Origin of the sequence: Flavobacterium frigoris PS1 (assembly GCF_000252125.1) — a bacterium.
Lineage (GTDB): Bacteria > Bacteroidota > Bacteroidia > Flavobacteriales > Flavobacteriaceae > Flavobacterium > Flavobacterium frigoris_A.
This window is the reverse complement of sequence record NZ_AHKF01000004.1, coordinates 131,422-156,908: the sequence shown is the minus strand read 5'-3', so window position 1 is coordinate 156,908 and position 25,487 is coordinate 131,422. Positions and strand designations below refer to the sequence as shown.

Below are 25,487 nucleotides of genomic sequence, written 5' to 3'. Positions count from 1 at the left end.
ATAAGTAAATGAAGAAATCAATAGTATCAATTTGCGTTTTGCTATTTTCAATAGGAATTGCAGCGCAATCAAATGTTCAGGGTTATGTTTTTGAGGATGCTAATCAAAACGCCAAAAAGGATCGTAAGGAAAATGGAATTCCCAATGTTGCTGTTACCAATGGTGTCGAGGTTGTCCTTACAGATAAAAAGGGTAAATATGAATTACCCCTTGCTGACGATCAAATTATTTCGGTAATAAAACCATCGAATTATAGAATTAATGTGAGTGAAAACAATTTACCCCTGTTCTTTTACAATTATAAACCTAACGGTTCTCCTGAATTAAAATTTAAGGGTGTTGTTCCCACTGGAAAACTTCCAAAATCAGTAGATTTTGGTTTGATCAAACAGGAAGAAAAGGAGGAGTTTACGGCACTTGTTTTCGGAGATCCTCAGCCTTATACAGAAGAGGAAGTAGCCTTTTTTGCAAAAGGAATTGTTGCGGAGGTAGAAGGAATTAAAAATGTTCCTTTTGGATTAAGTTTGGGAGATTTGGTCGGAAATGACCTGAACTTGTTCAACCCCTATATTCAAACGGTAAAAAAAATAGGGATTCCTTGGTATAATGTCATTGGAAATCACGACTTGAATTTTGATGCAAAAAGCGATAAAATGGCCGATGAAACCTTCGAGGCTCATTTTGGACCTGCAAATTATGCCTTTAATTATGCGAAAACGCATTTTATAATTCTAGACGATATTCTGTATCCTGATCCTCGAGACGGGAAAGGGTATTGGGGCGGATTCACGGAAGATCAACTAAAGTTTATTGAGAATGATCTTAACAAGGTTCCTAAAGATTACCTGATTGTTTTGGCTTTCCATATTCCGTTAACAGAGCCTAGCGAAGAAGATACGTTCAGGGACAAAGACCGTGCACGATTATTTGAAATTTTGAAAGATTTCCCTAACACTCTTTCGCTATCGGCACATACCCATATCCAACGTCAGGATTTTTTCAACAAAAAAGAAGGATGGCAACGGGAAAAACAGCATCATGAGTATAATGTTGGCACAACTTCTGGAGATTGGTATTCCGGAAAACTCAATGAAGCGGGAATTCCAGTTTCGACCATGCGTGATGGTACACCAAAAGGCTATGCTTTTATTCGTTTCAACGGAAACGAATACAGCCTTGATTATAAAGTAGCTGGGAAGCCGAAAGAATTCCAGATGGAAATTTTCGCACCCAAAGTAGTAGCTAAAGGGCGAGGAACCAAAGCGGGTATTTATGTGAATTTCTTTATGGGAAGTAAGGATGATTCTGTAAAATATCGTGTTGACAAAGGCGAATGGAAAGTAATGGAATATATAGAAGAAATAGATCCAACCTATGCGATTGATGTTTATGAATGGGATCTTTCTGAAGAATTAATTCCAGGAAGACGCTCCTCTAATCCTATAGCGAGCAAGCATCTTTGGAGAGGGAAAATTCCAACTAATCTAGAAACTGGTGAACATCGTATCGAAATAAAAGCCACGAATATGTTCGGAAAAACATTCGACGCAAACAGTAGTTATAGGTTGGAAAACGCAAAATAACGAGTAGTAATCTTTATTTAAAGCATTTTTAATAGTTAATCTGAGCCTGTTTAATTTTATATCAGGTTCAGGTTGACGAATTAATTATAAAATCAAAAAAATGAAATTTTATAAAATATTATTAGTCTGTATCATTATTGCAAGCACATCCTGCAAATCAATTACTGAAGACAAAAAAGCAGTCAACGAAAATAGAGTAGATTCTTCTGAAATTGAAGTTCAAGGCCATCGTGGTCAACGCGGACATTCCCCAGAAAATAGTATTTCGGCTTTTTTAAAGGCAATAGAAAAAGGGGTGGATGTTATCGAAATGGATGTAGTGATTTCGAAAGATGGAAAAGTAGTCGTTTCGCATGAGCCTTATATGTCTTCATTATATGTACTAACACCTTCGGGAAAATCTATTTCTAAAGCAGAAGAGAAAAACTTCAATCTTTATGAAATGACTTATGATAGGATCAGGATGTTTGATATAGGGTCTAAAGGAAACAAAAACTTTCCGGAACAAGAAAAAATGAAAAGTTATAAACCCTTACTTTCTGAAGTGATTGATAGCGTTGAAAGTTATGTGAAATCACAGAATATTCCATCGGTAAAATATAATATTGAAATAAAATCAATCGTATCGGAATATGACAAATCGCAACCGAAGCCTTTAAAATTTATTAAAATGGTGATGGATGTTATTCAGGAAAAAGGAATTAAGAAGAAAATGAATATTCAGTCCTTTGATGAAAATATTCTAAATGAAATGAACCGAATTTATCCAAAAGTGGAATTAGCGTATTTAGTCTCTAATGAAGGAATTTCTAAAAATATGACTAAACTGAATTTTACCCCGGAGATTTATAGCCCCAATTTTAAATTGGTGAAGAATAAAGCGTTTGTAGATTCGATAAAACAAAAGAAGATGAGGTTAATCCCCTGGACGGTAAACGAAAAAGAGAACATTAAACAAATGATCAAACTCAAGGTTGATGGGATTATTACAGATTATCCAGAACGGGTCAGATGATTCCATTCTTCATGATGAAAAGATGCTATGTCCTACTTTGTTTGTAAAATGTTTTATTGACGGCGATAATCGCCGTTATTTTTTTTTTTAATATTTCTATTTTGGTACAGTTTTTTATGCCAGATTTCACTCTTTTTTCTTGATATAAAAATGAAAATAAAAAAAGGACTAGTGTAATTTAACCTGAGGTCTGGTTTCGTATTATTCACATTATTAAGGTGGTACCTTAGTGTTTTATTTAATTTCATCACTCTGATTCCTCACTAAGTGTGGAATTTATTCCAAAAACAAACCCTTAAACAATTGATGTTTAAGGGTTTATTTTTGTAGCGAGGACGGGATTTGAACCCGTGACTTCAAGGGTTGTGAAAATTGAACTTCCATTCTTATTGTTTTATAAAGTATTGATTATTAGTATTTATGCTTTTAATTATAAAGTGGTTTTTGTGGTTTTTTGGACATTTTCTCACTCTTTTTCCTCATTCCGCTCTCATATTTTCGTCGGTAATAATTAGACTAGCATTGTCTGACATTTTTTGTTCCAAACGGAGACACCATCATTATAAAACATTAACTGCGCACTTGCATTTGAAGTGGTTTTGCAGCCTTCTAAAGTAATTAATTCCCCATCTTTTAGAGCTATTGGACTAGCACTATTAAAGTCTAATCCTGCATGATTTTCAAAACACCAAATATTAGCTTCGCCTGTGCAAAACGCTTTAAAGAATGGAATAGTATTACAATAAGTAGTTCTTTTTATATTTTAACAAAGTAATTTTCGTAACAACAGACATTTTATCTTACAAAAACGACAAAAATACGTAATGAAATTTATTGTTTCGTAAATGAAGTTCAACTTTATACTTTAAAAAGAAATAGGATTAAAAATGATTGCTATTAAATTGATTTCTGTATAAAAGCTCAAAATAATGGTACGTTTTATTAAAAAAAATAATGATAGTAGAAATGTTTGTGTATGCTCTCATTGTTTCGTTATTATCTTTATTAAAAGATAATATGAATTAATTTGATTGAAAAATGTTTATTTAACGACGATAATCACCGTTTCAATATTGTAATTTTTATTATTTCTATTTAAGTATTATTTTATTTCAGTTTGCTATGTCTAATTTAGGTTTCTAATTATCAATAAGTTAGTGAAAAAATATTGTTATTTGGTAATTGTTCGCTAAGATGAGGAAGGAATAATTTTAATGAACCTGAGATCATGTTGTGTATTACTCAAATTGTCAAGGTAGTATTTTAGTGGTTTTTTAAAATTCGTTACCCTTTTGCCTAACTATTTAGTTTGTTATATTGCTTATGATAAATTATCGAAACTAATATATAATGAATAGGACCTTATTGCTCCTCTGATTTATTTTAATAAATATTCCTTAAGTACTAATCGAGCAAAAGTTCATGAATTTTCTTTGCCAAGTAAATTTATTATTTCATTTTTTTTTTTAACTTAAGGACTACTATGAAACTAGTAGCCGAATTATATTTGTTAGTTAGGTAGCTTTGTAACAGTACTATTAAATTAACAAAGAATTTTATTTCTGTTGAAGTGGTGTTAATAATAACAGTATGTCATTTATTACAGGAATTGGAGTAATTTGTGCTTTAATTTATTAAAATTTCCATTTTATTGATGTTTAATATAGTGAAATTAGATTTAAGCCATCGTGTAGAAAAATATATAGTAAGTTTGTAAATGAATCCAAATTAAATCTAAAAAGTACAATAATGAGTTTAAAAGATCTATTAGACAGTAGTAAAGACAAAAGCCTTTCTGGGCAGAAGTGGCATATGCTAAGACAAACAATCATAAAAAGGTTATTGTCTGTCGGTAATGCTACAATAGCAGAATTAAGTGCTGAACTACAATCTAGTGTTCCAACAGTTACTAAAGCTGTTAACGAGTTATTGCCAGAAGGCTACATCATAGACCTAGGGAAAATTACAAATAGTGGTGGTAGACGACCTTCCTTATATAGTATCAATCCAACTTGTGCTTACTTTTTAGGTGTTGAAGTCAGTATCGCCAGTATGTCTATTGGTCTACAAAATATTAAAAATGAATTTGTCAGTATTGAATTAGGGACCTCTTTTGTATTAGAAAATACGCAAGAATCTCTTTTTGAATTCTGTAATTTGATAAAGTCATTTGTTGAAGATTGTTCTGTTGAAAAAAAGATGATTGTTGGTGTTTGCATTAACTTCTCGGGGCGTATAAATTCCATGGAAGGGTTTAGCTACAATTATTTCTTTAGCGAAAACAGACCATTAACCGAAATTATTTCAGAACAATTAGACATGCCCGTTCATTTAGAAAATGATACCAGAGCGATGACCTTTGGTGAATATTCCGAAGGAGTAGTTGATGACGAACAAAATATAATATTTCTTAATTACAGTTGGGGAGTTGCTATTGGAATGATCACTGACGGAAAACTTTATTATGGAAAATCAGGTTATTCAGGAGAATTTGGTCACAGTACTATCTTTGATAATGGCATTATGTGTCAGTGTGGTAAACTTGGATGTCTAGAGACCGAGATTTCTGGTTGGTCCCTAGTAAATCAATTTAAGAAAGCTCTAAAAGAGGGGAAACAATCAAAAATTTTAGTTGATGATAGCTCGCCTGTATTACAACATCATGCCATTATTGCAGGAGCTTTTAACTTAGAAGATCCTTTGTGTGTGGATTTGGTTACAAAACAGAGCGAGAAAATGGGGCGCTACCTTTCTATTCTTCTCAATATCTTTAACCCCGATTTACTTGTAATTGGTGGCGATTTTTCTCAATTGGGTGATTACGTCTTATTGCCGATTCAATCTGGATTAAAGAAATACTCTTTAGGTTTAGTAAACCGAGATATGAAACTTAAAAAATCAACTCTAGGCCGTCGCGCTGGAGTTATTGGGGCATGTTGTGTTATAAAAGAGAAAATGTTATCCCCATTAATAAATAATTAAAATAACTTCTATAATTTTAATTATTAAAATAATTTAATAAGTACGTTGTGTTTATTAAATTTATTTATATATTTACGATGTGATAATAAATAACGCGGATAACAATTCTATTAAAAATTATTTTTCAAAATCTATTTTATACTTTTTCACTTAAAAGAAATTGAAAAAACTTTAGTTAAAACAAAACGCTGCATAAAATTACTATCACAGAAAAGGATTTCAGTATTGCGCTGTACTATTTTCAACTAAAATAATTGTTTTATAGGTAAAGGAAGTTTCCTTAAAACGAAAGCAGAAATTTATATTCTTAAAGGCAAAAGAAGGTTTTAAGATTGTCAACATACAAAAGCAACAAAATTGGGAATGCCCTTTTTTATAAAATATTCATTTGTTATCCATAAAAAAAAGCCAGCATATGCTGTACACATTGCTGGCAAGTTCTTCATAAAAGAACCGAAGCTGGAAAACAAATAAATAAACCAAGAAGGAAGAATTATTATTAACCTAACCATTACAAAAGTATGTATTTATTACCAAAAAGCAAGCCGAAAAATTACTGGCTTAACCCAAACTTAGGGAAAGCTCTGAAATTAACATCCTTATTTTTAGTAGCTTTTACTTTACAAGCATCAGCTTCGGTAACTAAACCAACCGTTTTTCGTTTAGAAAAAAAGACTGTCGTTACAAAGGAAACAATCAAATTAGGACTAATCCAAAAGAAAATTACTGGAAAAGTTATTAATGAAAAGGGAGAATCTCTACCTGGAGTTAATATTGTTGCAAAAGGAACAACAATTTCAACACAAACCGATTTTGACGGAAATTTTACATTTGAAGTTCCAGACAATGTTACAACATTATTAGTATCCTATATAGGGCTTCAAGAAGAAGAAGTTTCAGTTAAAAATTCGCCACTTACAATAGTTTTAAAAGAAGTAGGGCAGCAAATGAATGAAGTTCTTATTGTAGGATACGGTTCTCAAAACAGAAGAACTTTAAGTACATCAATATCTAAATTAGATAAAAAAGTTTTAGAGAATGTTCCTTATTCAAATGTTACGCAATCATTACAAGGAAATGTTACGGGTCTAGTAGTCCGTACAGCATCAGGTCAGCCTGGAAAAGCATCTAACATTTTAGTACGTGGTGGAACTTCTATTGATAACCCTGCAGGTGCAACACCTATGTACATCGTAGATGGAGTGATTCGTACTCAAATTGATGACATAAACTCCTTTGATATTGCATCATTACAAGTGTTAAAAGATGCGGCAGCTACCTCAATCTATGGAGCTCGTGCTTCAAATGGTGTAATCATTATCACAACATCTACTGGTAAGGCAGGTAAAACTAAAATTACTTATAATGTTTCTACCCAAAATAGTCAAGTTGGCAAAAAATATGATTTCTTAGATGCAGGAGAATACATTAGATTACAACGTTTAGGATTGTATAATGCTGCCGAAATCGCGGGACTTTCAACTACAACTGGTATCGCAAGATTAGGTCAGTTAACAGGAGCTACTCCTGCAGGTACAGGAAATAACTTATTGAACAATACTCCTTTTGCTACATTATTAAAATCAAATTTGGATGCAACTACAATCCAAGGATTACAAGCAAAAGGATGGCAAGAAATGACTGATCCATTAAATGCCAGTAATACCATTATGTATAAAAACACGAATTGGAATGATGTGTTGTTTCAAAATGCAATCACACAAAATCATACTTTAGGTATTAGTGGTGGTGGTGATACTGGTGTTTTTGATTTGAGTTTGGGTTATTTAAAAGGAGACGGAATAACCATCTTTACAGGTTACCAACGCTTTACAAGTAAATTAAACGCCTCTTTGAAAGTAGCGGATAACTTTACTCTAAATGGTAGAGTTTTATACTCAAAATCAAGTAACAATCAAGTTGTTGCCAATAGCGTTGTTTTCAACAGATATTTAGGAAATTCTCCTACTACAAAATTATATTTGGAAGACGGTACATTAGCACCAGGACAAAATAACATTAATGGAAATCCATTATACCAAATGGGTAAAGTGAAAGGAATTAATGAAAACAATAAATTGCAAATGAGCGTTGATGGTGATTTAAAACTTACTAAAGACTTAACTTTTACACCCTCATTATCGATTTATAACGAAAATGAAAATGATAATACTTTTCAACAAGCATTTTTAAGTGGTAGTAATGGCTTAATTGACAATACTCGTACAGCTACAAGATTAAGCAATCAAATAGCTCAACTGCAATACGAAGGGGTACTAAGTTATGATAAAAACTTAGAAAGCATAGGTGATTTTCAAGCGAAATTGGGAGTATCTAAATTCGACAGAACAATAAAAGCATTTAATGCTTCTGGAAAAGGAAGTCCTTCTGACCTTGCACAAACTCTAGATTCATCACCAATACCCGTTTCAGTATATAGTAACAATACAAAATTAGTATTGAATAGTGTTTTTGGTCGTGTAAATTATGATTACAAAAGCAGGTATTTTGCAACAGCTTCTTTTCGTTATGATGGTTCTTCTAGTTTAGGTCCTGATAATAAATATGGTTTTTTTCCAGGGTTATCTGTAGGTTGGAATGCACATGAAGAAAAGTTTTGGAAAGTAATGCCAGAGGTTCTTTCTTCATTCAAACTTCGTGGAAGTTATGGAGTTAATGGTAACTTAGGTACTTTGGGAGATTTTCAATCAGGGGGATTATATTCTGGTACTACAAACGGATTTGCTAATAGCTACAACGGTCAATCTGCAATTGTAAACTCACAAATTGCAAATCCAGGTTTGAAATGGGAGCAATCACAAACTATAAATGGAGGTTTTGATCTTGGTATTAACCATGATAAAATTAGAGTTATTGGAGACTTTTATAATAAACTAACTTCTGATTTATTAACGAATCTAACGCTTCCTTCTAATAGTGGTTTCTCTACTGTTCTAACTAATTTAGGTGGATTAAGAAGTACTGGTTTTGAATTGGAATTGAATGCTAAAGTGTACGATAAAAATGATTGGAAAATTAATGTTGGAGCTAATGTTTCTCACAATACTAATGTAATTGAAAAACTTCCTTTCAATGGAAATGCAAATAATAGAATTGGTGGAACTGAAATTTGGGATGCTGCTAGCGGTTCTTACAAATTTGTAGGTGGCTTACAAGAAGGTCAAAAAATTGGTGATTTTTATGCTCACAAACAATTGTATATCCTTTCTACACAAGCTGAAGCTGATGCTTATAATTTAACTACACATGATACTTATGTAGGTAAAACAAGTGGTGCGGGTGGAAATCCTACCGGTAAGAAATTTGCTGGAGACGCCGTATTTTTTGATGCAGATAACAATGGTGTTATTGATAGCCGTGACAGAACTTACATGGGTAATATGTTTCCTAAATTTGTTGGGGGATTCAATTTTGATGCCAAATACAAAGGGTTTTCATTGACAGTCCGAACTGATTACTCTTTAGGAGCTACAATTTACAATGAAGCTAGAGCGCGTTTTGTAGGGCAATTTCAAGGAAATTACGGATTATTATCTGAAAGTTTACAGTCTTGGCAAAAAGAAGGAGATGTTACTGATGTACCACGTTACCGTTGGGCTGATCAAACGAATCAAAACAACTTATTCCGTTCTGAAGCAAGTGGTGCAGCTTATAATACCAATATGTTCCAAGGAAATAGTCGTTACTATGAAAGTGGAGATTATTTATGTCTAAGAGAAGTAACATTCAGCTATACTGTTCCAAAATCAGTAGTGGAGAAGATTAAGTTAGCATCAGTACGTGTCTATTTAACAGGAAGTAACTTGTACTATTTCACAAAATACAGTGGCTTAAGTCCAGAAGTTCAAGGGATTGACGGTGGTTCCAGTTTAGGATTAAATTCAGCTGGCTCAACAGGGACCTATCCTGTTCCAAAAAACTTTATCCTTGGTTTAAACATTGGATTGTAAATTTTAACACTAAATATCATGAAAAATAAAATTCTATTATATTCTATACTTTTTACTGGTTTTTCATTATTGAACTCGTGTCAAGATGACTTAAACCTTACATCTGAAAGCGTAATAACTTCTGCCAGTTTTTGGAAAACAGAAGACGATGCAAAAGCAGGTGTAAACGGTATGTACTTCAATTTTAGAACCCAAACCCAACAAAATTATTATTTATTGGGTGGTGCAAGAAGTGCTGAACTTACAAATGGAGTTCAATCTCCGCTAACCTTAGCTAACTATTATAATAACAACCTTACTGCACAAAATATTGATGTGGATTGGGCTGGTTTGTATACTGTAATTCATCAGGCGAATTTGGTTTTGAAATATGTTCCTACAATTCAATTTAGTCCAACAACTGTTAAGGAACAAAAGAGATATCTAGCGCAAGCGTATTCTATGCGTGCTATGGCTTATTTCATCATGGCTCGTTCTTGGGGTGGTGTACCAATTGTAACTGCACCAACTGAGAATACAAATCAATCAGAATATATTGTTCCGCGTAATACAATTGAAGAGACTTTTGCATTTATAAAGTCTGATATTGAATCGGCTATTTCTAATTATCCTGATGCGACAAATAATAAAACGCAATTATCACTATCATCTACTTATGCCTTAAAAGCGGATGTAAATTTATGGACAGCAAAACAATTAGGAGGAGGAAATACGGATTTAAATATAGCTTTGGCTGCCATTAACGCTATTCCTACTGCACCTTCTTTATTACCTAATTTCAAAGATGTATTTAGTTACACTAATAAAGGAAATGCCGAAGTATTATTTGCGGTTAGATATTCTTTAGCAGATGTACCGTCAGCACTTTCTGATAATTGGAATTCTTTCATGTTTGTTGGACCAAGTGACTTTGCACCATTAACAGCGGCACAAGCGACTGCAACTTTTGGAACCTTAGGAGTTGGTACAGGAAATGCAGGTATTTCAAGAGTACAACCTGATATTACACATTTCAACTTTTCAGGAACTGATACTAGAAAAACAGCTACTTATTTAACTTTATACAATGGAACAACTCCAGTAGTAACAGGTTTAATGAAATACAGTGGAACTGTTGATGGTACAACCAGAAGATTTGTAAGCGATATCATTATTTACCGCTGGGCCGATATCTTGTTAATGAAAGCAGAAATTAAAAATGCTTTAGGTCAGGATCCTTCTTCAGAAATGAATTTGGTAATGCAAAGAGCCGATGCTTCTTCTTTATTTACAAACGGATCTCAAGTGGCTAATGACGCTATTATTTTGAATGAACGTTTGAAAGAATTAGCATTTGAAGGAAAAGCATGGTGGGATTTAGTACGCTTCAACAAAACAAATCTTGTTCTTTCAATGGCCGGTAAAAAGATATTGTTTCCAATATCTCAAAACACGATTAACTTCAATCCTAAAATCACGCAAAATCCATAGTAAAAAAAAGGATTTAAAGAGTATAGTTTAAATAGTGAGCCGGGAATATTTACATTCCCGGTCTATTTAAACAAAATAAATAAAAGACAATTAAAAAAAATACCTCATGAAAATTCAACATTTACAAGGCCTAATCTCTGCACCGTTTACACCTTTTGATAGCAATGGAAAATTAGATGTTAGTCAAATTCCAGGATATTATGCATTTTTAAAAAGAAATGGTATAACTGGAGCTTTTATCAATGGTTCAACAGGAGAAGGAGTCTCTACAACAGTAGCAGAAAAGAAAGCAGTTGCTCAAGCTTGGGCTGATTGTAGTAATCATGATGCTGACTTCAAAGTAATGGCTTTTTTGGCGGGTACTTGCCTTGCTGATTGTATTGAGTTAGCTAAACACGCCTATGAAATTGGATTGTATGCCGTTTCTTTGACCGGCCCTTTTTATTTTAAACCAGCAAATGTTGATGTGTTAGCTCAAGTTTGTATCGAAGTTGGGAAAAGTGTTCCTAACATGCCTTTCTATTACTACCACATTCCAGTATTGACAGGAGTGAACTTACCCATGTTTGATTTAGTACAAGCCCTAGACGGAAAGCTATCTAATTTTGCAGGAGTGAAATATACACACGAAGATTTTATGGATTTTCAAAGTTGTATGAGTTATGAAGACGGAAAATTCGATATGCTTTGGGGGCGTGACGAAAATATGTTATCAGCATTAGTGTTAGGAGCTAAAGGCGCTGTAGGAAGTACCTTCAATTATGCTGCTCCTTTGTATAATGATCTGATTGCTGCTTTTAATACAAATGACTTACTTACAGCGCGTGCTTTACAACAAAAATCAATCAATATGATCCGCTTATTGGGTAAATACGGTGGGATCTCTGTAGGAAAAGCCTATATGAAAGTAGTAGGGTTAGATTTAGGAGAATTTAGATTACCAGTTAAAAACATGAGTGCAGACCAATTTGAATTATTCAAAAAAGATGTAGCAAGTCTAAATTTTGAAGATTTCAAATCGAAATAATTTTACTCGATTTGTTTAAAATAAATACCATGAATAAACATTTTTATATTCTAATTCTTTCCTTCTTGATTATGTCAACAACTCATGCCCTTTCCCAAAATAAAGCTATAAACCATGTAGAATGGAAAAAAGCAGCGCAACTACAGAATGCTGATGGTTCAACCTCACTAGGTTTTGCAGGTGCTATTAATGGTATTAGTAACGACGTTTTAATAGTTACTGGAGGAGCTAATTTTCAAGATAAAATGCCTTGGGAAGGTGGGAAAAAACAGTATTCAAAAGAAATTCATGTATTACAAAAATGTAATGATACTTATAGCTGGAATAAAAAAATAAGCAGCACTTTACCCGAACCAATCGCCTATTGTGGTTCTACTTCTACTGATTTAGGAGTGGTATATGTAGGAGGAGAAAATGAAAATGGACTTTCGAATAAAGCTTTTATTCTAAAATGGAATGCTACTAAAAACGAGGTTGAAGCCACTTCCCTTCCCAATTTCCCAGTATCTATTGCAAATATAGCTTTAACCCATATTGACAACGTAGTTTATGCCATTGGTGGTGATGAAGCAACTAAATCATCTGATTTGTTTTTAAGTCTTGATTTAAACAATACTAATCCAGAGTGGAAAACATTACCAAAATTACCCATTGCTTTGGCAAATTCAGTTGCAGTGGTTCAGAAAGACAAGGACGCAATCCATATTTACGTAATTGGAGGAAGAACCAAAGCACCTTCTGGAATAAGTGATTTACACAATACTACTTTTGCTTTTAATATAAAAAAACATATTTGGGAAAGTCGTGCTAACATTTCCGATGGAGAAAACACAACCAACTTTTCAGCGGGTGCTGGTGTGGTAGTGGGGAACCATTCCATCTTAATCGTTGGTGGTGATAACGGTACCGTTTTTCATAAAATTGAAACTTATTTATCCCAAATTGCACAAACCAATTCCCCTGAAGAAAAAGCCAAATTAGTTGCAGATAAAAATGTATTGAATACAAATCATGATGGTTTTTATAAAGGAATATTACTGTACAATACCGATAACAATACTTGGTCAAAAATTGGAGAACTGCCTTTTCTTGCTCATGTGACTACAACGGCAACTATGTGGAATGATGAAATTGTGTTATCAAATGGAGAAATTAAACCCGGGATTCGTACTCCTGATGTCATGTTAGGAACAGTCAAATAATTAAACTCAAAATATGATTTTACCCCATTTTCCAGGTTGAAAAATGAAGGTAACATTACAAATAAAATTTTAAAGCATATCAAAATATGAAAAACAAAAAGTATTATCCTTGGGTAGTAGTAGGCTTATTATGGATTGTAGCCTTACTAAACTATATGGACAGGCAAATGCTGGCAACGATGCGTCCTTCAATGCAAACTGATATTCCTGAATTAGTATCTGGCGAGAACTTTGGACGTTTGATGGCTATCTTTCTTTGGATTTATGCGCTAATGAGCCCCATTTCTGGAATTATAGCAGATAAATTAAATAGAAAATGGCTGATTGTTGGGAGTTTATTTGTGTGGTCAGCAGTAACATTTGCTATGGGATATGCAACCACTTTCACTCAGGTATATTGGTTAAGAGCCCTAATGGGAGTAAGTGAAGCCTTATATATTCCAGCTGGATTATCACTAATTGCTGATTACCATCAACAAAAAACTAGGTCCCTTGCAATTGGTATTCACATGACAGGACTTTATGTGGGTTCAGCATTAGGAGGATTTGGCGCTACTATTGCCGCTGCCTTTTCTTGGCATACTACTTTTCATTATTTTGGAATAGTTGGTATTTTTTATGCTTTTGTTTTGGTTTTCTTTTTAAAAGAGAAAAAAACAACCCTAACTAAAATTATTCATTCTGATGTAACACCAATAAAAAATAAAAGTTCGTTTTTCAAAGGCATTGCTTTGTTATTCACTAACATCTCCTTTTGGGTTATATTATTTTATTTTGCCATCATTAGTTTACCGGGATGGGCAACAAAAAACTGGTTACCTACCCTGTTTTCAGAAAACTTAGGTATACCAATGGAAGAAGCTGGACCCATAGCTACAATTGCGATTTCTTTCTCCTCCTTATTGGGAGTGATTTTTGGAGGAATTCTATCTGATAAATGGGTGCAAAAAAATATAAAAGGAAGGGTTTACACCAGTGCTATTGGTCTGAGTTTAACGATTCCTGCTTTATTATTAATCGGTTTTGGACATTCATTATTCAATGTGGTAGGTGCAGCACTTTGTTTCGGTATAGGTTACGGAATGTTTGATGCCAACAACATGCCTATAATATGTCAGTTTGTTTCTTCAAAACACCGGGCAACGGCCTATGGCCTGCTTAATATGACTGGAGTTGGTTGTGGCGCTTTAGTAACTTCCCTTTTAGGCAAATCATCGGATAACGGAAATTTAGGTTTCGGTTTTGCTTTAATGGCGGGTGTAGTTTTAATTGCTTTAGTAGTCCAAATTAGTTTTCTACGTCCAAAAGTAAATGATTTTGTTGACGTTTAAAATCGATTAGCATCATTTACTAAGTTCAATAACTGTTTAAGTTGGTTTTGGTTTTTATCTTTTAAGGCGGAGCCTTGTGTTCCGCCTTAGGGATAATTTATCCCTATTTGCAATGATTTCTGAAAAAATAAAAACATAAATACAATGAAAAAGAATCTATTTCTAGTAGTCTTTTTGATTTCAATACTACTTCATTTTGAGTCATTTGCCCAAAAAGGAATACTTAAAGTGGCTTGTATTGGAGATTCGGTAACAGCAGGATATCTCTTATCTGATGCTGCAAATGAATCTTATCCAGCACAACTTCAAATTTTGATGGGTGAACAATATGAGGTGAAGAATTTTGGGCATAGTGGAGCAACACTTTTGAAAAAAGGAAGCACCCCTTATTTTAATACAAAGGAATTTACGGATGCTATTGCATACAGACCTGATATTGCTATTATCCATTTAGGTTTAAATGATACAGATCCTAGAAATTGGCCAAACTATAAAGAAGACTTTGATGCAGATTATTCTTGGATTATAGACACATTAAAAAAACAAAATCCTGCGGTAAAAATTTATATCTGTCAATTAACTCCCATATTTAATGAGCATCCCCGTTTTAAATCGGGAACTAGAGATTGGTTTTGGCAAATTCAATCTCATATACCCAACATTGCAAAAGCAAATCAAGTGGGTTTAATTGATTTGCATGAAAAGTTATATTCTCGTCCTGATCTTTTTCCAGATGCTTTACATCCAACAAAAGAAGGAGCAACAATTCTTGCTAAAACGGTATATGAAAATATCACTCAAAATTATGGAGGATTAAAACTAGCTGCAGTTTTCACAGACAATATGGTTTTGCAACGCAATCAACCCATTCAGGTTTACGGAACGGCTAACGGTGGAAATGCAATAGAAGTAACTTTTAAACAACAAAAAAAGACAATTATAGCCAATGCTTACGGAAAATGGAAAGCTATTTTTCCCGCGATGACAGAAGGTGGTCCATACGAAATAACGATCCAATCTAAGGGAACAAAGATTGTATTAAAAAACATTCTGGTTGGAGATGTTTGGTTTTGTTCAGGACAGTCAAATATGGCTTTTCAACTTCAAAACTCAGAAAATGGATCGGAAGAAGTAAAAAAAGCTATTGCTAATACTACTATCCGGTTATTCAATGCCAAAGCGATACGTGATACTGATGAAACGGCTTGGGATTCTCTCACTTTGGTTAAAACCAATCAGCTACAATTCTTTTCGGGAAGCTGGGAAGTTTGTGATTCAATAAATGCCAAAGATTTCTCTGCCATTGCCTATTATTTTGGTAAAAACATTGCCCTTGAAGAAAATGTACCCGTGGGTTTAATTCAGGTTGCCGTTGGAGGTTCTCCGATAGAGTCTTGGATTGACAGATACACATTGGAACATGATGACAAAGTAGTTGATGTATTAACCAACTGGCGAAAATCAGATTTTATTATGCCTTGGGTAAGAGAACGTGCCGATTTAAATTTAAAAAATGCTACAAATGCTAAACAACGTCATCCTTATGATCCTAGTTATAATTTTGAATCCGGAGTGAAGGCTTTTACACAATTCCCAATAAAAGGGGTAATTTGGTATCAAGGAGAAAGCAATACACATAATGTTGAATTGTATGAACATCTCATGCCAACGTTAGTACAAAGCTGGCGAAAAGCTTGGGGGGCTAACCTACCTTTCTATTATGTGCAATTATCAAGTATTGAGCGACCAACCTGGCCGGCTTTCAGAGATCTCCAAAATAGATTGCAAAACAAGATTCCAAACAGTGGTATGGCAAGTAGCATGGATTATGGAGATCCTATAAACGTGCATCCAATTAAGAAAAAAGAGGTAGCCGATCGTTTAGCGCTTTTGGCCTTGCGCTACACCTACGAAAAAGCTGTAATTGCGGATGGTCCTTCCGCTTTGAAAGCGATACAAAAAGAAGAAAACATTCAAATCTCATTTGCATTTGCAAAACAATTAACTACTTCGGACAAAAAAGAACTAATTGGTTTTGAATTGGTAAATGACAAGGGAATTCACATTCAAAGCAAAGCAACTATAATAAAAAATAAAGTCCTAATTTCTATTCCGAAAGGGGAGAAAATAAGAACCATTTTATATGCCTGGAAACCGTTCACTAAAGCCAATTTAGTAAATGAAGTAGGTCTACCCTGTTCTACTTTTAAACTGGAACTGAATCCTTCAACTGAAAACTAAAAATAGTCAAATCCATTATTTACTGACTAAACGACATAAAAAATAACATCTACTACAAAATACTAGTTACATAAAATATATTAAAAAAATGAGCTACTCAAAAACAGATCTTATCAGCTTAAAAGATTTTTATCAGAATCAATTATTAAATGATACCGTGCCATTTTGGTTTCCACGCTCAATTGATACAGAGTTTGGAGGTTATTTATTAATGCGTGATCAAGATGGAAGCTTGCTTGATGATGACAAAGCCGTTTGGATACAAGGACGTAGTGCTTGGTTATTGGCTACACTTTATAATACAGTTGAACAAAAGCAAGAATGGTTAGAAAATTCTAAAACGGGTATTGATTTCTTAAACAAACACTGTTTTGATACCGATGGCAGAATGTTTTTTCATGTTACTCGTAATGGAAAACCTATTCGTAAGCGTCGTTATTACTTTTCGGAAACATTTGCGGTTATTGCAATGTCTGCTTACGCAAAAGCTAGTGGAGATGAAGTAATTGCAGACCAAGCCCGTCATTTATTTGGAGAATGTATTAAATATTCAAGCACTGCAGGTTTATTAGATTCAAAATATACTGCTGAACGCCCTGCCAAAGGAATTGGGACTCCTATGATTATGATCAACACAGCACAACAGTTACGCGAAAATATTGGAGATCCGCGTTGTAATGAATGGATTGATACATGGATAACCGAAATTGAAACCGATTTTGTAAAAGATGACATTAAATGTGTGATGGAACAAGTAGCTCCAGATGGATCAATAATCGATCATATTGATGGTCGTACCTTGAATCCAGGTCATGCAATTGAGGGAGCATGGTTCATTTTACACGAAGCAAAATATCGTAATAATGACCCTCATTTAATTGAATTGGGGTGCAAAATGCTCGATTATATGTGGGAACGCGGATGGGATAAGGAGCATGGAGGAATTTTATACTTCCGTGATGTCTATGACAAACCCGTTCAGGAATACTGGCAGGATATGAAATTCTGGTGGCCTCATAATGAGGTAATCATAGCGACACTCTTAGCCTATACCCTAACTGGTAATGAAAAATATGCAACTTGGCACGAAATGGTACATGATTATGCGTATAGCAAATTCCATGATGTAGCTAACGGAGAATGGTTTGGATATTTGCATAAAGACGGAACCATTGCTCAAACAGCTAAAGGAAATATGTTCAAAGGACCATTTCATTTACCAAGACAAGAATGGTATTGTTTGCAATTGCTTAATGAGTATTTAAAAGATAACAAAAACACTGTCAATAGTCAACTAGATTAAATACCTTGAAATTATAAAAAATGAAACAAGCTATTGTTAACGGAATTGTACATACTGGCGAAGAAATAAATAATGACGTCATTATTATAGAAAACGGAATCATTATTTCTGTTCAAAAAGAAGTTCCCAATACTATTCCGCTAATTGATTTGAAAGGGGAACACATTTCTGCTGGTTTTATAGATATTCAAATTAATGGTGGACAACAACTTTATTTCAGTCAATTTCCAACTGAAGAAACTATTCAGGATATTTATGATTCGAGTTTGAAGTATGGTACCACTCAAGTACTTCCATGCCTGATATCGTCTTCCAAAGAAACCATTCTTCAAGGAATTGAAGCCATTCGAAATTATAAAGAAAAACACAATAACGGAGTGTTGGGAATGCACCTAGAGGGTCCATTTTTAAATCCAGTGAAACGTGGTGCACATAGTATTAATCGAGTTCGTAAACCTACCAATGCCGAATTAGAAGAAATTATCCGCTATGGCAAAGAGGTGATAAAAGTAATCACTATTGCCCCAGAATGCTTTACTGACGAGCAATTGGATATGTTATTAGAAAGTGACATTGTTATTTCGGCGGGACATTCGACCATGACATACAAACAAGCACAATATTACTTTTCTAAAGGGATTAAACTAGTTACCCATTTGTTTAATGCTATGACTCAATTTGGGCATCGGGAACCTGGTTTGGTTGGAGCAACATTCGAAAACGAAAACGTATATGCTCCTGTTATTTTAGATGGTGCGCATTGCGATTATGCCGCTGCACGATTAGCGTATAAACTAAAACAGGATAAATTCTTTTTAATTAGTGATGCTGCTTTCTTAGGACGCAAAGTTTCTAGTTTTAAATGGGAAAATTTTGATGCTCATCTCGATAATGGCTTTTACAGAAATGAAGAAGGTAATCTAGCCGGCGCTAGTATTTCAATGAAAGAAGCGGTTCAAAATGCATTTAATCATTTGAATGTTTCGGCAGACGAAGCAATTAAAATGGCAACTTGCCGCGTTGCAGCTGCTATTAATATGGAAAATCAATTGGGTAAAATAAAACCCGGATTTCCAGCAAGTTTTGTCAAATTTAATGGTAGTCTGTCAATTATCGAAACTTTACATTATTAAAGAATTAAATACTAAATGCATAGATAAAATAATTTAAACTATTGTCTTTTTTGGTTAAGCAATATTTCAGAATTAAAACTTTGTTTTTGCTAGACTACTTTTTCTTTTTTTGGTGCTGCACTTTTAACATTAAGAAGTAATTACTGTTTTTTTTTCAGTTATGTTATTGTTTGCTATTTGTCGACATAAGTATAAAATAAGTTTAAGAAAATAAATTAAATAGAAGTAAAAAAAATAAAAAAATAAAGCCATGTTAAATAGTCATATAGATAAAGCCACAGGCTTTGAAAAACGATTTGAGAATATAGGAACTACAGTTTATGAAAATTCAGCTATAGCTTCCAAATCAGTAGCGAGAGAAATAGCTGATTTAATAAAAAAAAAACAAGCCCAAAAACAACCTTGTATCTTAGGGTTAGCGACAGGTTCGTCTCCAAAAGGGTTGTATGCAGAATTAGTGCGATTACATAAAGAAGAGGGTGTAAGTTTTAATAATGTAATCACCTTTAATTTGGATGAGTATTATCCAATGCAAGCAGATTCTATAAATAGTTATGTTCGATTTATGAATGAACAACTGTTTAATTATATTGATATTCTTCCAGAGAATTGTCATGTACCAGATGGGACTTTAACTAAAGAACGGATTTCAGATTATTGTAGTCAATATGAAGCAAAGATAGAAGCTTTGGGGGGTATCGATTTACAAATATTGGGTATTGGAGGAAATGGTCATATAGGATTTAATGAATCAGGATCATTACAAAATTCGAAAACACGGTTAGTTGCTTTAGATCATATCACAAGAGTTGCTGCAAGTGGTGATTTTTCTGGTTTAAGCAATACTCCTAGAACAGCAATTACTTTAGGGGTTAAAAAAATTATGGAAGTGAAAAGAGTGATATTGATGGCTTGGGGAGAAGGGAAATCCAATATCATCAAAGCTTCAGTAGAAGGAACAGTAACTAATTTAGTTCCTGCTTCTTTTTTACAAGAACATAATAATGCCACTTTCGTTTTAGATCAAGGCGCAGCTTCTAAATTGACACGAATCAACACACCATGGTTAGTTGAAAAAATTACTTGGACAGATAGCCTTACTAGAAAAGCAGTTTTAGGATTAGCATTGAATCTAAAGAAGCCTATTTTGATGTTGACTGATGCTGATTATATAGAAAATGGTATGAGCGATTTACTAGCAGATTCAGGTCCAGCTTATGATATTAACATTACCATTTTCAACAAATTACAACACACCATTACAGGATGGCCCGGAGGGAAGCCTAATGCAGATGATACTAATCGGCCTGAGAGAGCTGAACCTGCCAAAAAAAGAGTACTGATCTTTAGTCCACACCCTGATGATGATATAATAAGCATGGGAGGTACTTTTAAACGTTTGCATGAACAAGGGCACGAAGTACATATTGGGTATCAAACTTCGGGTAATATTGCAGTCGCGGATGATGAGGCTTTACGTTTTGCAAGTTTTGTGTGTGATTACAATGATAAGTTTGGGATAGAAAATAAAGAGGCAGATAGTATTTATAAAAATGCAGCGACTTTTCTTAAAAACAAGAAAAACAGCGAAATAGATAGTCCAGAAGTAAGGTATATTAAGGGATTAATTAGAAAAGGTGAAGCAAGATCTACTTGCCATTATGTTGGGATTCCAGATGAACAAATTCATTTTATGAATCTTCCATTCTATGAAACGGGTACTATTGAAAAAAAACCTATTGGTGAAGAAGATATTCAAATCACAATGGATCTCATTGAAAAAATAAAACCACACCAAATTTATGCTGCCGGTGATCTAGCCGATCCACACGGAACACACAAAGTATGTTTAGATGCTATTTTTGAAGGGGTAAAACGCTTAAAGCCTAAAAAACTCATGAATGATTGCTGGGTGTGGTTGTACAGAGGTGCATGGCAAGAATGGGGAATTGATGAAATAGAAATGGCTGTTCCTATGGGACCAGATCAAGTTTTAGAAAAACGAAAAGGTATTTTTAAACACCAATCACAAAAGGATGGAGTAGTTTTTCAAGGAGCCGATAGTAGAGAGTTTTGGCAACGTGCTGAGGATAGAAACAAAGAAACAGCGGATCTCTACGACCAGTTAGGTTTGTCTCATTATGCCGCTATGGAGGCATTTGTTAGATGGAAGTATTAGATGTTGTTTTAATTGGGATAGTTTATAATTATTAATGACAATCCAAAAGTGGTTTTATTTTAAAAGCATTTATGGTAGTCTTTTATTAAAATTAGTATGGATTACAAAATAGACATAACGTATGAAGCTCCCTACTATAAATTGATTCAAAAGAAACCTATTGATTCAAAAGAAATCTATTCAAAGTTAATAAATTGGGTTTCTGGAGAGTTTGATGTATATCTACAGGATGAAACTTCAGGGTTAATAATATATTATCCAAACGGATCTTTTAGCATCGATTGTAATTTTCAACTTAATGATGAAATTATAGAGTTTATAGTTATAAGTAAATCAAAAAAGAGTTGCTTTAATATGTTAGTTAAAGTAATATTTATTTACAACAATATTTGTCAAATATATGGGTTCAATAATCCAATCACTTATGAATTACAATAATAACATCATGATATTAACGGCGGATAGCGGATCTACAAAATGTGATTGGATTTTGTTAAATGTAGAAACAGGAATAATTACTAAAATAAGAACTAAGGGTATAAACCCTAAACTTTTAAACAAAAAGCAAATAATACAAATAATAAAGCAATCTCCTGAATTAATTCAATTAAAAGAATCCATTTCGAAGGTCAACTTTTATGGTGCTGGATGTGGTGATCAAAAAGCTAAGGATGGAATCACAGATATTCTTAAAGAGGTCTTCCCAAATGCTTTCATAAATGTTTATGAGGACTTAGCAGCAGCAGTATTTGGAACCACAGATAAACATGCAGTTATATGTATTGTTGGTACAGGTTCAAATAGTTGCTACTACGACGGAGATAAGATACACAGACGTATAACCTCTTTAGGATTTTTAGTTATGGATGATGGTAGTGGTAATTATTTTGGAAAAGAATTGTTAAGGGCTTTTTTTTATAAGAAAACGCCCTCGATTTTGAAGTACAAATTCTCAAAATCATTTAATCTTAATGAAAATATTATTTTGGAAAATTTATATGAGAAGGAGAACGGTAGTGGATATTTAGCAAATTATGCAGTGTTTCTAATTGAAAATAGATCTCATCCATTCATACAAGAAATGATAAAGAAAGGTGTTTGTCAGATTTTTGACAATTTAATAAATCCTTATGCTTTGGAACTTAAGAAAGTCCCATTACATTTTGTTGGAACTATTGCCTATTTTTTACAGCAAGATATTTTACAAGAAGCTAATAAAAGAGGTTACAAAGTAGGTTCCTTTGTAAAAGCACCAATAGATAATCTAATTTCAAAATTATGTAGTAGTTCAAGGACTCAAATGTCATAAATAATTAAGTTACTTACTTATGGATTTTTTAGTTAATTTGTAATATTTTAACGACTTCAATAAAATAAGTGTTGTGGGTAAGTTACGCCGAGCGGAAGGTTAAAAAACTTATTGCAAAAAAACAATAGTGAATTATCTGTGACTTGTTAGCAACACTTTTAACTACCTAGTGAAACCAAGAAAATTATTTATTGAAGAAGTTTAATTGATTTGATACGATATAAATCAGTATCTTAAGTATAATAATGATGTTGTGTAATATTTATGTTTGTTATTTCAATATCTTATAAAAATTTTATTAGAAATGACTCTTGTTGTTTATTGAGACTTAATCGTTTTTTCAATGCCATATATTTCATCAATTCTAAATCGTAAAAGGCAATAATTAGGTCGAAAATAATGGTTTGATTGAGCTAAATTCAATTCCTTATTATAAACTCATATAGATGTCATCTAACTCTTCTTGTCTTATGCCCAAGTACCTTTTGGTAATTGCTGGTGATGAATGATTAAACAGCCCACTAAGGTAGAGTAATGCTTTATTACTTTCGTCATTATTTGACCACACCTGTCGACCAAAAGTTTTCCTGAGACTGTGGGTTGAAACACCTAATGATTTAGAAGCAAACATTTCTTTGAGTTTACGATTAACATATTGTTTACTATAAACTGTGTTTTGATTTGATAAAAACACAAATCCGTCAATATAAGATAGATTTTTAGTGTGTTATGATTTTGGCGTATGTTAAAGATCGTCAACGGAGAGATCCTAAAGGATGGAAGCGTATTATCAAAAAACGATCAAAAACGAAGTATTGTTTGAATTAATAATGTTCGAGTTAAAAATTATGGTCGATTATAGACCTACCACTAAAGTTAAGAGAAATAAAAGCGATGAGGAATTGTATAAACAGCTTTTGTCATTAATAAGTTAGTCCTTCCCAAAAAAGCATATAAAGGCATGAAGATATTTTGTCGCGTTTGTAATTTAGGCAATAGTAATTATAAGCATTTTGATAGTCAAGTTTACAGGGTTCGGATTCATGTTCTTGGGACTAAAATATTAGAAGCTACTGATTATGCTGATGCCTTAATTGAAGCAATTGCATTTGAAAAAGAATTGAATGCAACTGAATTTACTACAATTGGGAATGAAATAATTGAAAACGTACTAGATGAAGATATAAGAAATGATTATTCTCTTGCTGATGCAGTAATTAGATATAGTCAATATCTCAATGGTGAGAGTAATTATGCCCTTCTTAAAAAAGATATTAGTGTTGGGCATAGAAAAGAGCTGTTACGTTATTGTAAATTTTATTCGCAAAATGTGCATAAAAAAAAGAATATTACAAAACTTCGGGTAAAGGATATAGCTCGAGATGAAGTTTCTGATTTTTTTAAGTGGGCAGATAATAAATATAAAGAAAAGACATTAAAAAAATTTATGGGTACTTTGAAAGGTTTCTTTGAATTTTTAATCGACATTGAGGAAATTGATATGAGGAATCCGTTTCGAACCTATATAGTTAAGGACACTGGTAGTTCTGTAATTAAAACCATAATAAAAGAAGAGTTTCAAACAGTTTTGGAAGCTGTTGATACAGCAGACCCAATATTTAAGTTAGGTGGAAAAGGAGAAAAGAAAAATCTGTATAGGTCATATTTAAAACAGGCTTACAAACTATTTTTATTAACTGGATGTAGAAGAGAAGAATTAGTGGTTATGAAGTGGAATGATTTTCATAATTTTAATAAGAGTGTCAAATTTATGTATATTGATAATATAAAAGTGCAGAGAATTAAAAATAGGTCAAATATATTAAGCCTATTGCAATAACTACCCAATTGATGGAGTTGCTTGGTGAGATGGGACACAATGAAAAGTATTTGACGGATGATTATATTTTATGTCCAGATCGCGATATGAACGTGAATTCTCTGATGGATCTTTTGTCCAAATCTTTTTCGCATTAATGGAAAAGTACCGGAATTAATAAAGATTATAGTTTGAAAAATTTACGAAAAACATATTTTACTTGGGTCAATAGAGTAATGGGTGATGATACGATGATTGTTTCATCTCATTCGTCTAATGAAGTGCTAAAGAGATTTTATTTAGATCCTAAACTTTCGGCTGTGATTGCAAAAGGAGCTCTAGAAATTAAAATATTTGGCTAAACAGAAAAGGCATCCATGAAAAACTATATTTCAATTATACCTTTTTTTCTTAATGATTGGTGATATTTGAATCCCTATTTATACAATTCCTCACTCGAGTTCTTCACTTGACAGATTTGAAGTCTGTATTTTCGAAACATAATTCCAATATAAAACCCTTAAACAATTGATGTTTAAGGGTTTGTTTTTTTAGCGAGGACGGGATTTGAACCCTTGACCTCAGGGTTATGAATACCTTCATATATCGACATTCCACCTCCAATGCCGAATATAAGCAACAATTAGAGTCCAGAAATAAAGTTCCTGCCCGTAGCCGAAGGGATGTGTATTAGCCGAAGGTTTTTTACTTTTATTTATTTATTCCTAAAAGTAGCAGCAGTTGGTTTGTTGAGTCAACTGCATTGTGGATGCCTTCAGAAAGCATCGACGAACTTCTAGTAAACGCTGCAGCAATAAATTTAACGACGGCTATTCCAATATTTGCGCCTAACGCAACATAAATAGCTATTTTAGATTTTTCCTTCATTATAAATTAATCTGAAAAGTTTGAGAAATTAAAC

17 protein-coding genes are annotated in these 25,487 nt (G+C 33.3%); 16 read left to right on the top strand and 1 reads right to left on the bottom strand.

Translation table 11 applies throughout. The features are described 5' to 3' along the window. Positions 1-8 precede the first annotated feature (8 nt). From HJ01_RS00800 to HJ01_RS17585, 16 genes are all read left to right on the top strand, one after another. Entirely contained in the window at positions 9-1,583 is a 1,575-nt protein-coding gene (locus HJ01_RS00800; protein WP_007136344.1) for a calcineurin-like phosphoesterase C-terminal domain-containing protein, read from the top strand. A 100-nt stretch (positions 1,584-1,683) separates the two neighbouring features. Then, a complete protein-coding gene (locus HJ01_RS00795) occupies positions 1,684-2,598 on the top strand; it encodes a glycerophosphodiester phosphodiesterase family protein (protein ID WP_007136343.1) in 915 nt (304 codons plus the stop codon). A gap of 1,749 nt (positions 2,599-4,347) precedes the next feature. Then, on the top strand, positions 4,348-5,580 hold the full coding sequence (locus tag HJ01_RS00790) for an ROK family transcriptional regulator (RefSeq protein WP_007136342.1): 1,233 nt from the start codon (positions 4,348-4,350) through the stop codon (positions 5,578-5,580). Positions 5,581-6,101: 521 nt separating this feature from the next. Further along, a complete protein-coding gene (locus HJ01_RS00785) occupies positions 6,102-9,551 on the top strand; it encodes a SusC/RagA family TonB-linked outer membrane protein (RefSeq protein WP_007136339.1) in 3,450 nt (1,149 codons plus the stop codon). A gap of 18 nt (positions 9,552-9,569) precedes the next feature. Then, positions 9,570-11,021: a RagB/SusD family nutrient uptake outer membrane protein gene (locus HJ01_RS00780; protein WP_007136338.1), complete on the top strand. Its 1,452-nt coding sequence runs from the start codon at positions 9,570-9,572 to the stop codon at positions 11,019-11,021. A 106-nt stretch (positions 11,022-11,127) separates the two neighbouring features. Then, a complete protein-coding gene (locus HJ01_RS00775) occupies positions 11,128-12,048 on the top strand; it encodes a dihydrodipicolinate synthase family protein (RefSeq protein WP_007136337.1) in 921 nt (306 codons plus the stop codon). 29 nt (positions 12,049-12,077) lie between these two features. Then, positions 12,078-13,250, top strand: coding sequence for a kelch repeat-containing protein (locus HJ01_RS00770; protein ID WP_007136336.1), 1,173 nt, complete (start codon positions 12,078-12,080; stop codon positions 13,248-13,250). An 86-nt stretch (positions 13,251-13,336) separates the two neighbouring features. Then, positions 13,337-14,581, top strand: coding sequence for an MFS transporter (locus HJ01_RS00765; RefSeq protein WP_007136335.1), 1,245 nt, complete (start codon positions 13,337-13,339; stop codon positions 14,579-14,581). A gap of 144 nt (positions 14,582-14,725) precedes the next feature. Then, the gene (locus HJ01_RS00760; protein WP_007136334.1) at positions 14,726-16,822 is read left to right on the top strand and encodes a GDSL-type esterase/lipase family protein; all 2,097 of its coding nucleotides are present in this window, start codon (positions 14,726-14,728) and stop codon (positions 16,820-16,822) included. Positions 16,823-16,910: 88 nt separating this feature from the next. After that, positions 16,911-18,125, top strand: a complete 1,215-nt coding sequence (locus HJ01_RS00755) for an AGE family epimerase/isomerase (protein WP_007136333.1) — start codon at positions 16,911-16,913, stop codon at positions 18,123-18,125. Positions 18,126-18,145: 20 nt separating this feature from the next. Next, complete coding sequence (gene nagA / locus HJ01_RS00750; protein WP_007136332.1) at positions 18,146-19,258, top strand: N-acetylglucosamine-6-phosphate deacetylase; 1,113 nt, start codon at positions 18,146-18,148, stop codon at positions 19,256-19,258. Between the two features lie 250 nt (positions 19,259-19,508). Then, a complete protein-coding gene (nagB, locus tag HJ01_RS00745) occupies positions 19,509-21,437 on the top strand; it encodes a glucosamine-6-phosphate deaminase (RefSeq protein ID WP_007136331.1) in 1,929 nt (642 codons plus the stop codon). 96 nt (positions 21,438-21,533) lie between these two features. Further along, complete coding sequence (locus tag HJ01_RS00740) at positions 21,534-21,875, top strand: hypothetical protein (protein WP_040473558.1); 342 nt, start codon at positions 21,534-21,536, stop codon at positions 21,873-21,875. After that, the gene (locus HJ01_RS00735; protein ID WP_050855198.1) at positions 21,862-22,746 is read left to right on the top strand and encodes a BadF/BadG/BcrA/BcrD ATPase family protein; all 885 of its coding nucleotides are present in this window, start codon (positions 21,862-21,864) and stop codon (positions 22,744-22,746) included. The genes HJ01_RS00740 and HJ01_RS00735 overlap by 14 nt, the downstream gene beginning before the upstream one ends. A gap of 961 nt (positions 22,747-23,707) precedes the next feature. Next, entirely contained in the window at positions 23,708-24,586 is an 879-nt protein-coding gene (locus HJ01_RS00730; protein WP_007136328.1) for a site-specific integrase, read from the top strand. A 170-nt stretch (positions 24,587-24,756) separates the two neighbouring features. Beyond that, positions 24,757-24,927, top strand: a complete 171-nt coding sequence (locus HJ01_RS17585) for a hypothetical protein (protein ID WP_157999912.1) — start codon at positions 24,757-24,759, stop codon at positions 24,925-24,927. A 349-nt stretch (positions 24,928-25,276) separates the two neighbouring features. On the opposite strand, the gene HJ01_RS17845 is transcribed toward HJ01_RS17585, so the two are convergent. Then, positions 25,277-25,453: a cation transporter gene (locus HJ01_RS17845; RefSeq protein ID WP_007136325.1), complete on the bottom strand. Its 177-nt coding sequence runs from the start codon at positions 25,451-25,453 to the stop codon at positions 25,277-25,279. Between the last annotated feature and the right edge of the window lie 34 nt (positions 25,454-25,487).

Bases quoted from the DNA above. Each gene is read 5' to 3' on its own strand.
- HJ01_RS00800 (WP_007136344.1), top strand. From the start codon at position 9: ATGAAGAAATCAATAGTATCAATTTGCGTTTTGCTATTTTCAATAGGA.
- HJ01_RS00795 (WP_007136343.1), top strand. From the start codon at position 1,684: ATGAAATTTTATAAAATATTATTAGTCTGTATCATTATTGCAAGCACA.
- HJ01_RS00790 (WP_007136342.1), top strand. From the start codon at position 4,348: ATGAGTTTAAAAGATCTATTAGACAGTAGTAAAGACAAAAGCCTTTCT.
- HJ01_RS00785 (WP_007136339.1), top strand. From the start codon at position 6,102: ATGTATTTATTACCAAAAAGCAAGCCGAAAAATTACTGGCTTAACCCA.
- HJ01_RS00780 (WP_007136338.1), top strand. From the start codon at position 9,570: ATGAAAAATAAAATTCTATTATATTCTATACTTTTTACTGGTTTTTCA.
- HJ01_RS00775 (WP_007136337.1), top strand. From the start codon at position 11,128: ATGAAAATTCAACATTTACAAGGCCTAATCTCTGCACCGTTTACACCT.
- HJ01_RS00770 (WP_007136336.1), top strand. From the start codon at position 12,078: ATGAATAAACATTTTTATATTCTAATTCTTTCCTTCTTGATTATGTCA.
- HJ01_RS00765 (WP_007136335.1), top strand. From the start codon at position 13,337: ATGAAAAACAAAAAGTATTATCCTTGGGTAGTAGTAGGCTTATTATGG.
- HJ01_RS00760 (WP_007136334.1), top strand. From the start codon at position 14,726: ATGAAAAAGAATCTATTTCTAGTAGTCTTTTTGATTTCAATACTACTT.
- HJ01_RS00755 (WP_007136333.1), top strand. From the start codon at position 16,911: ATGAGCTACTCAAAAACAGATCTTATCAGCTTAAAAGATTTTTATCAG.
- nagA (WP_007136332.1), top strand. From the start codon at position 18,146: ATGAAACAAGCTATTGTTAACGGAATTGTACATACTGGCGAAGAAATA.
- nagB (WP_007136331.1), top strand. From the start codon at position 19,509: ATGTTAAATAGTCATATAGATAAAGCCACAGGCTTTGAAAAACGATTT.
- HJ01_RS00740 (WP_040473558.1), top strand. From the start codon at position 21,534: ATGGATTACAAAATAGACATAACGTATGAAGCTCCCTACTATAAATTG.
- HJ01_RS00735 (WP_050855198.1), top strand. From the start codon at position 21,862: ATGAATTACAATAATAACATCATGATATTAACGGCGGATAGCGGATCT.
- HJ01_RS00730 (WP_007136328.1), top strand. From the start codon at position 23,708: ATGAAGATATTTTGTCGCGTTTGTAATTTAGGCAATAGTAATTATAAG.
- HJ01_RS17845 (WP_007136325.1), bottom strand. From the start codon at position 25,453: ATGAAGGAAAAATCTAAAATAGCTATTTATGTTGCGTTAGGCGCAAAT.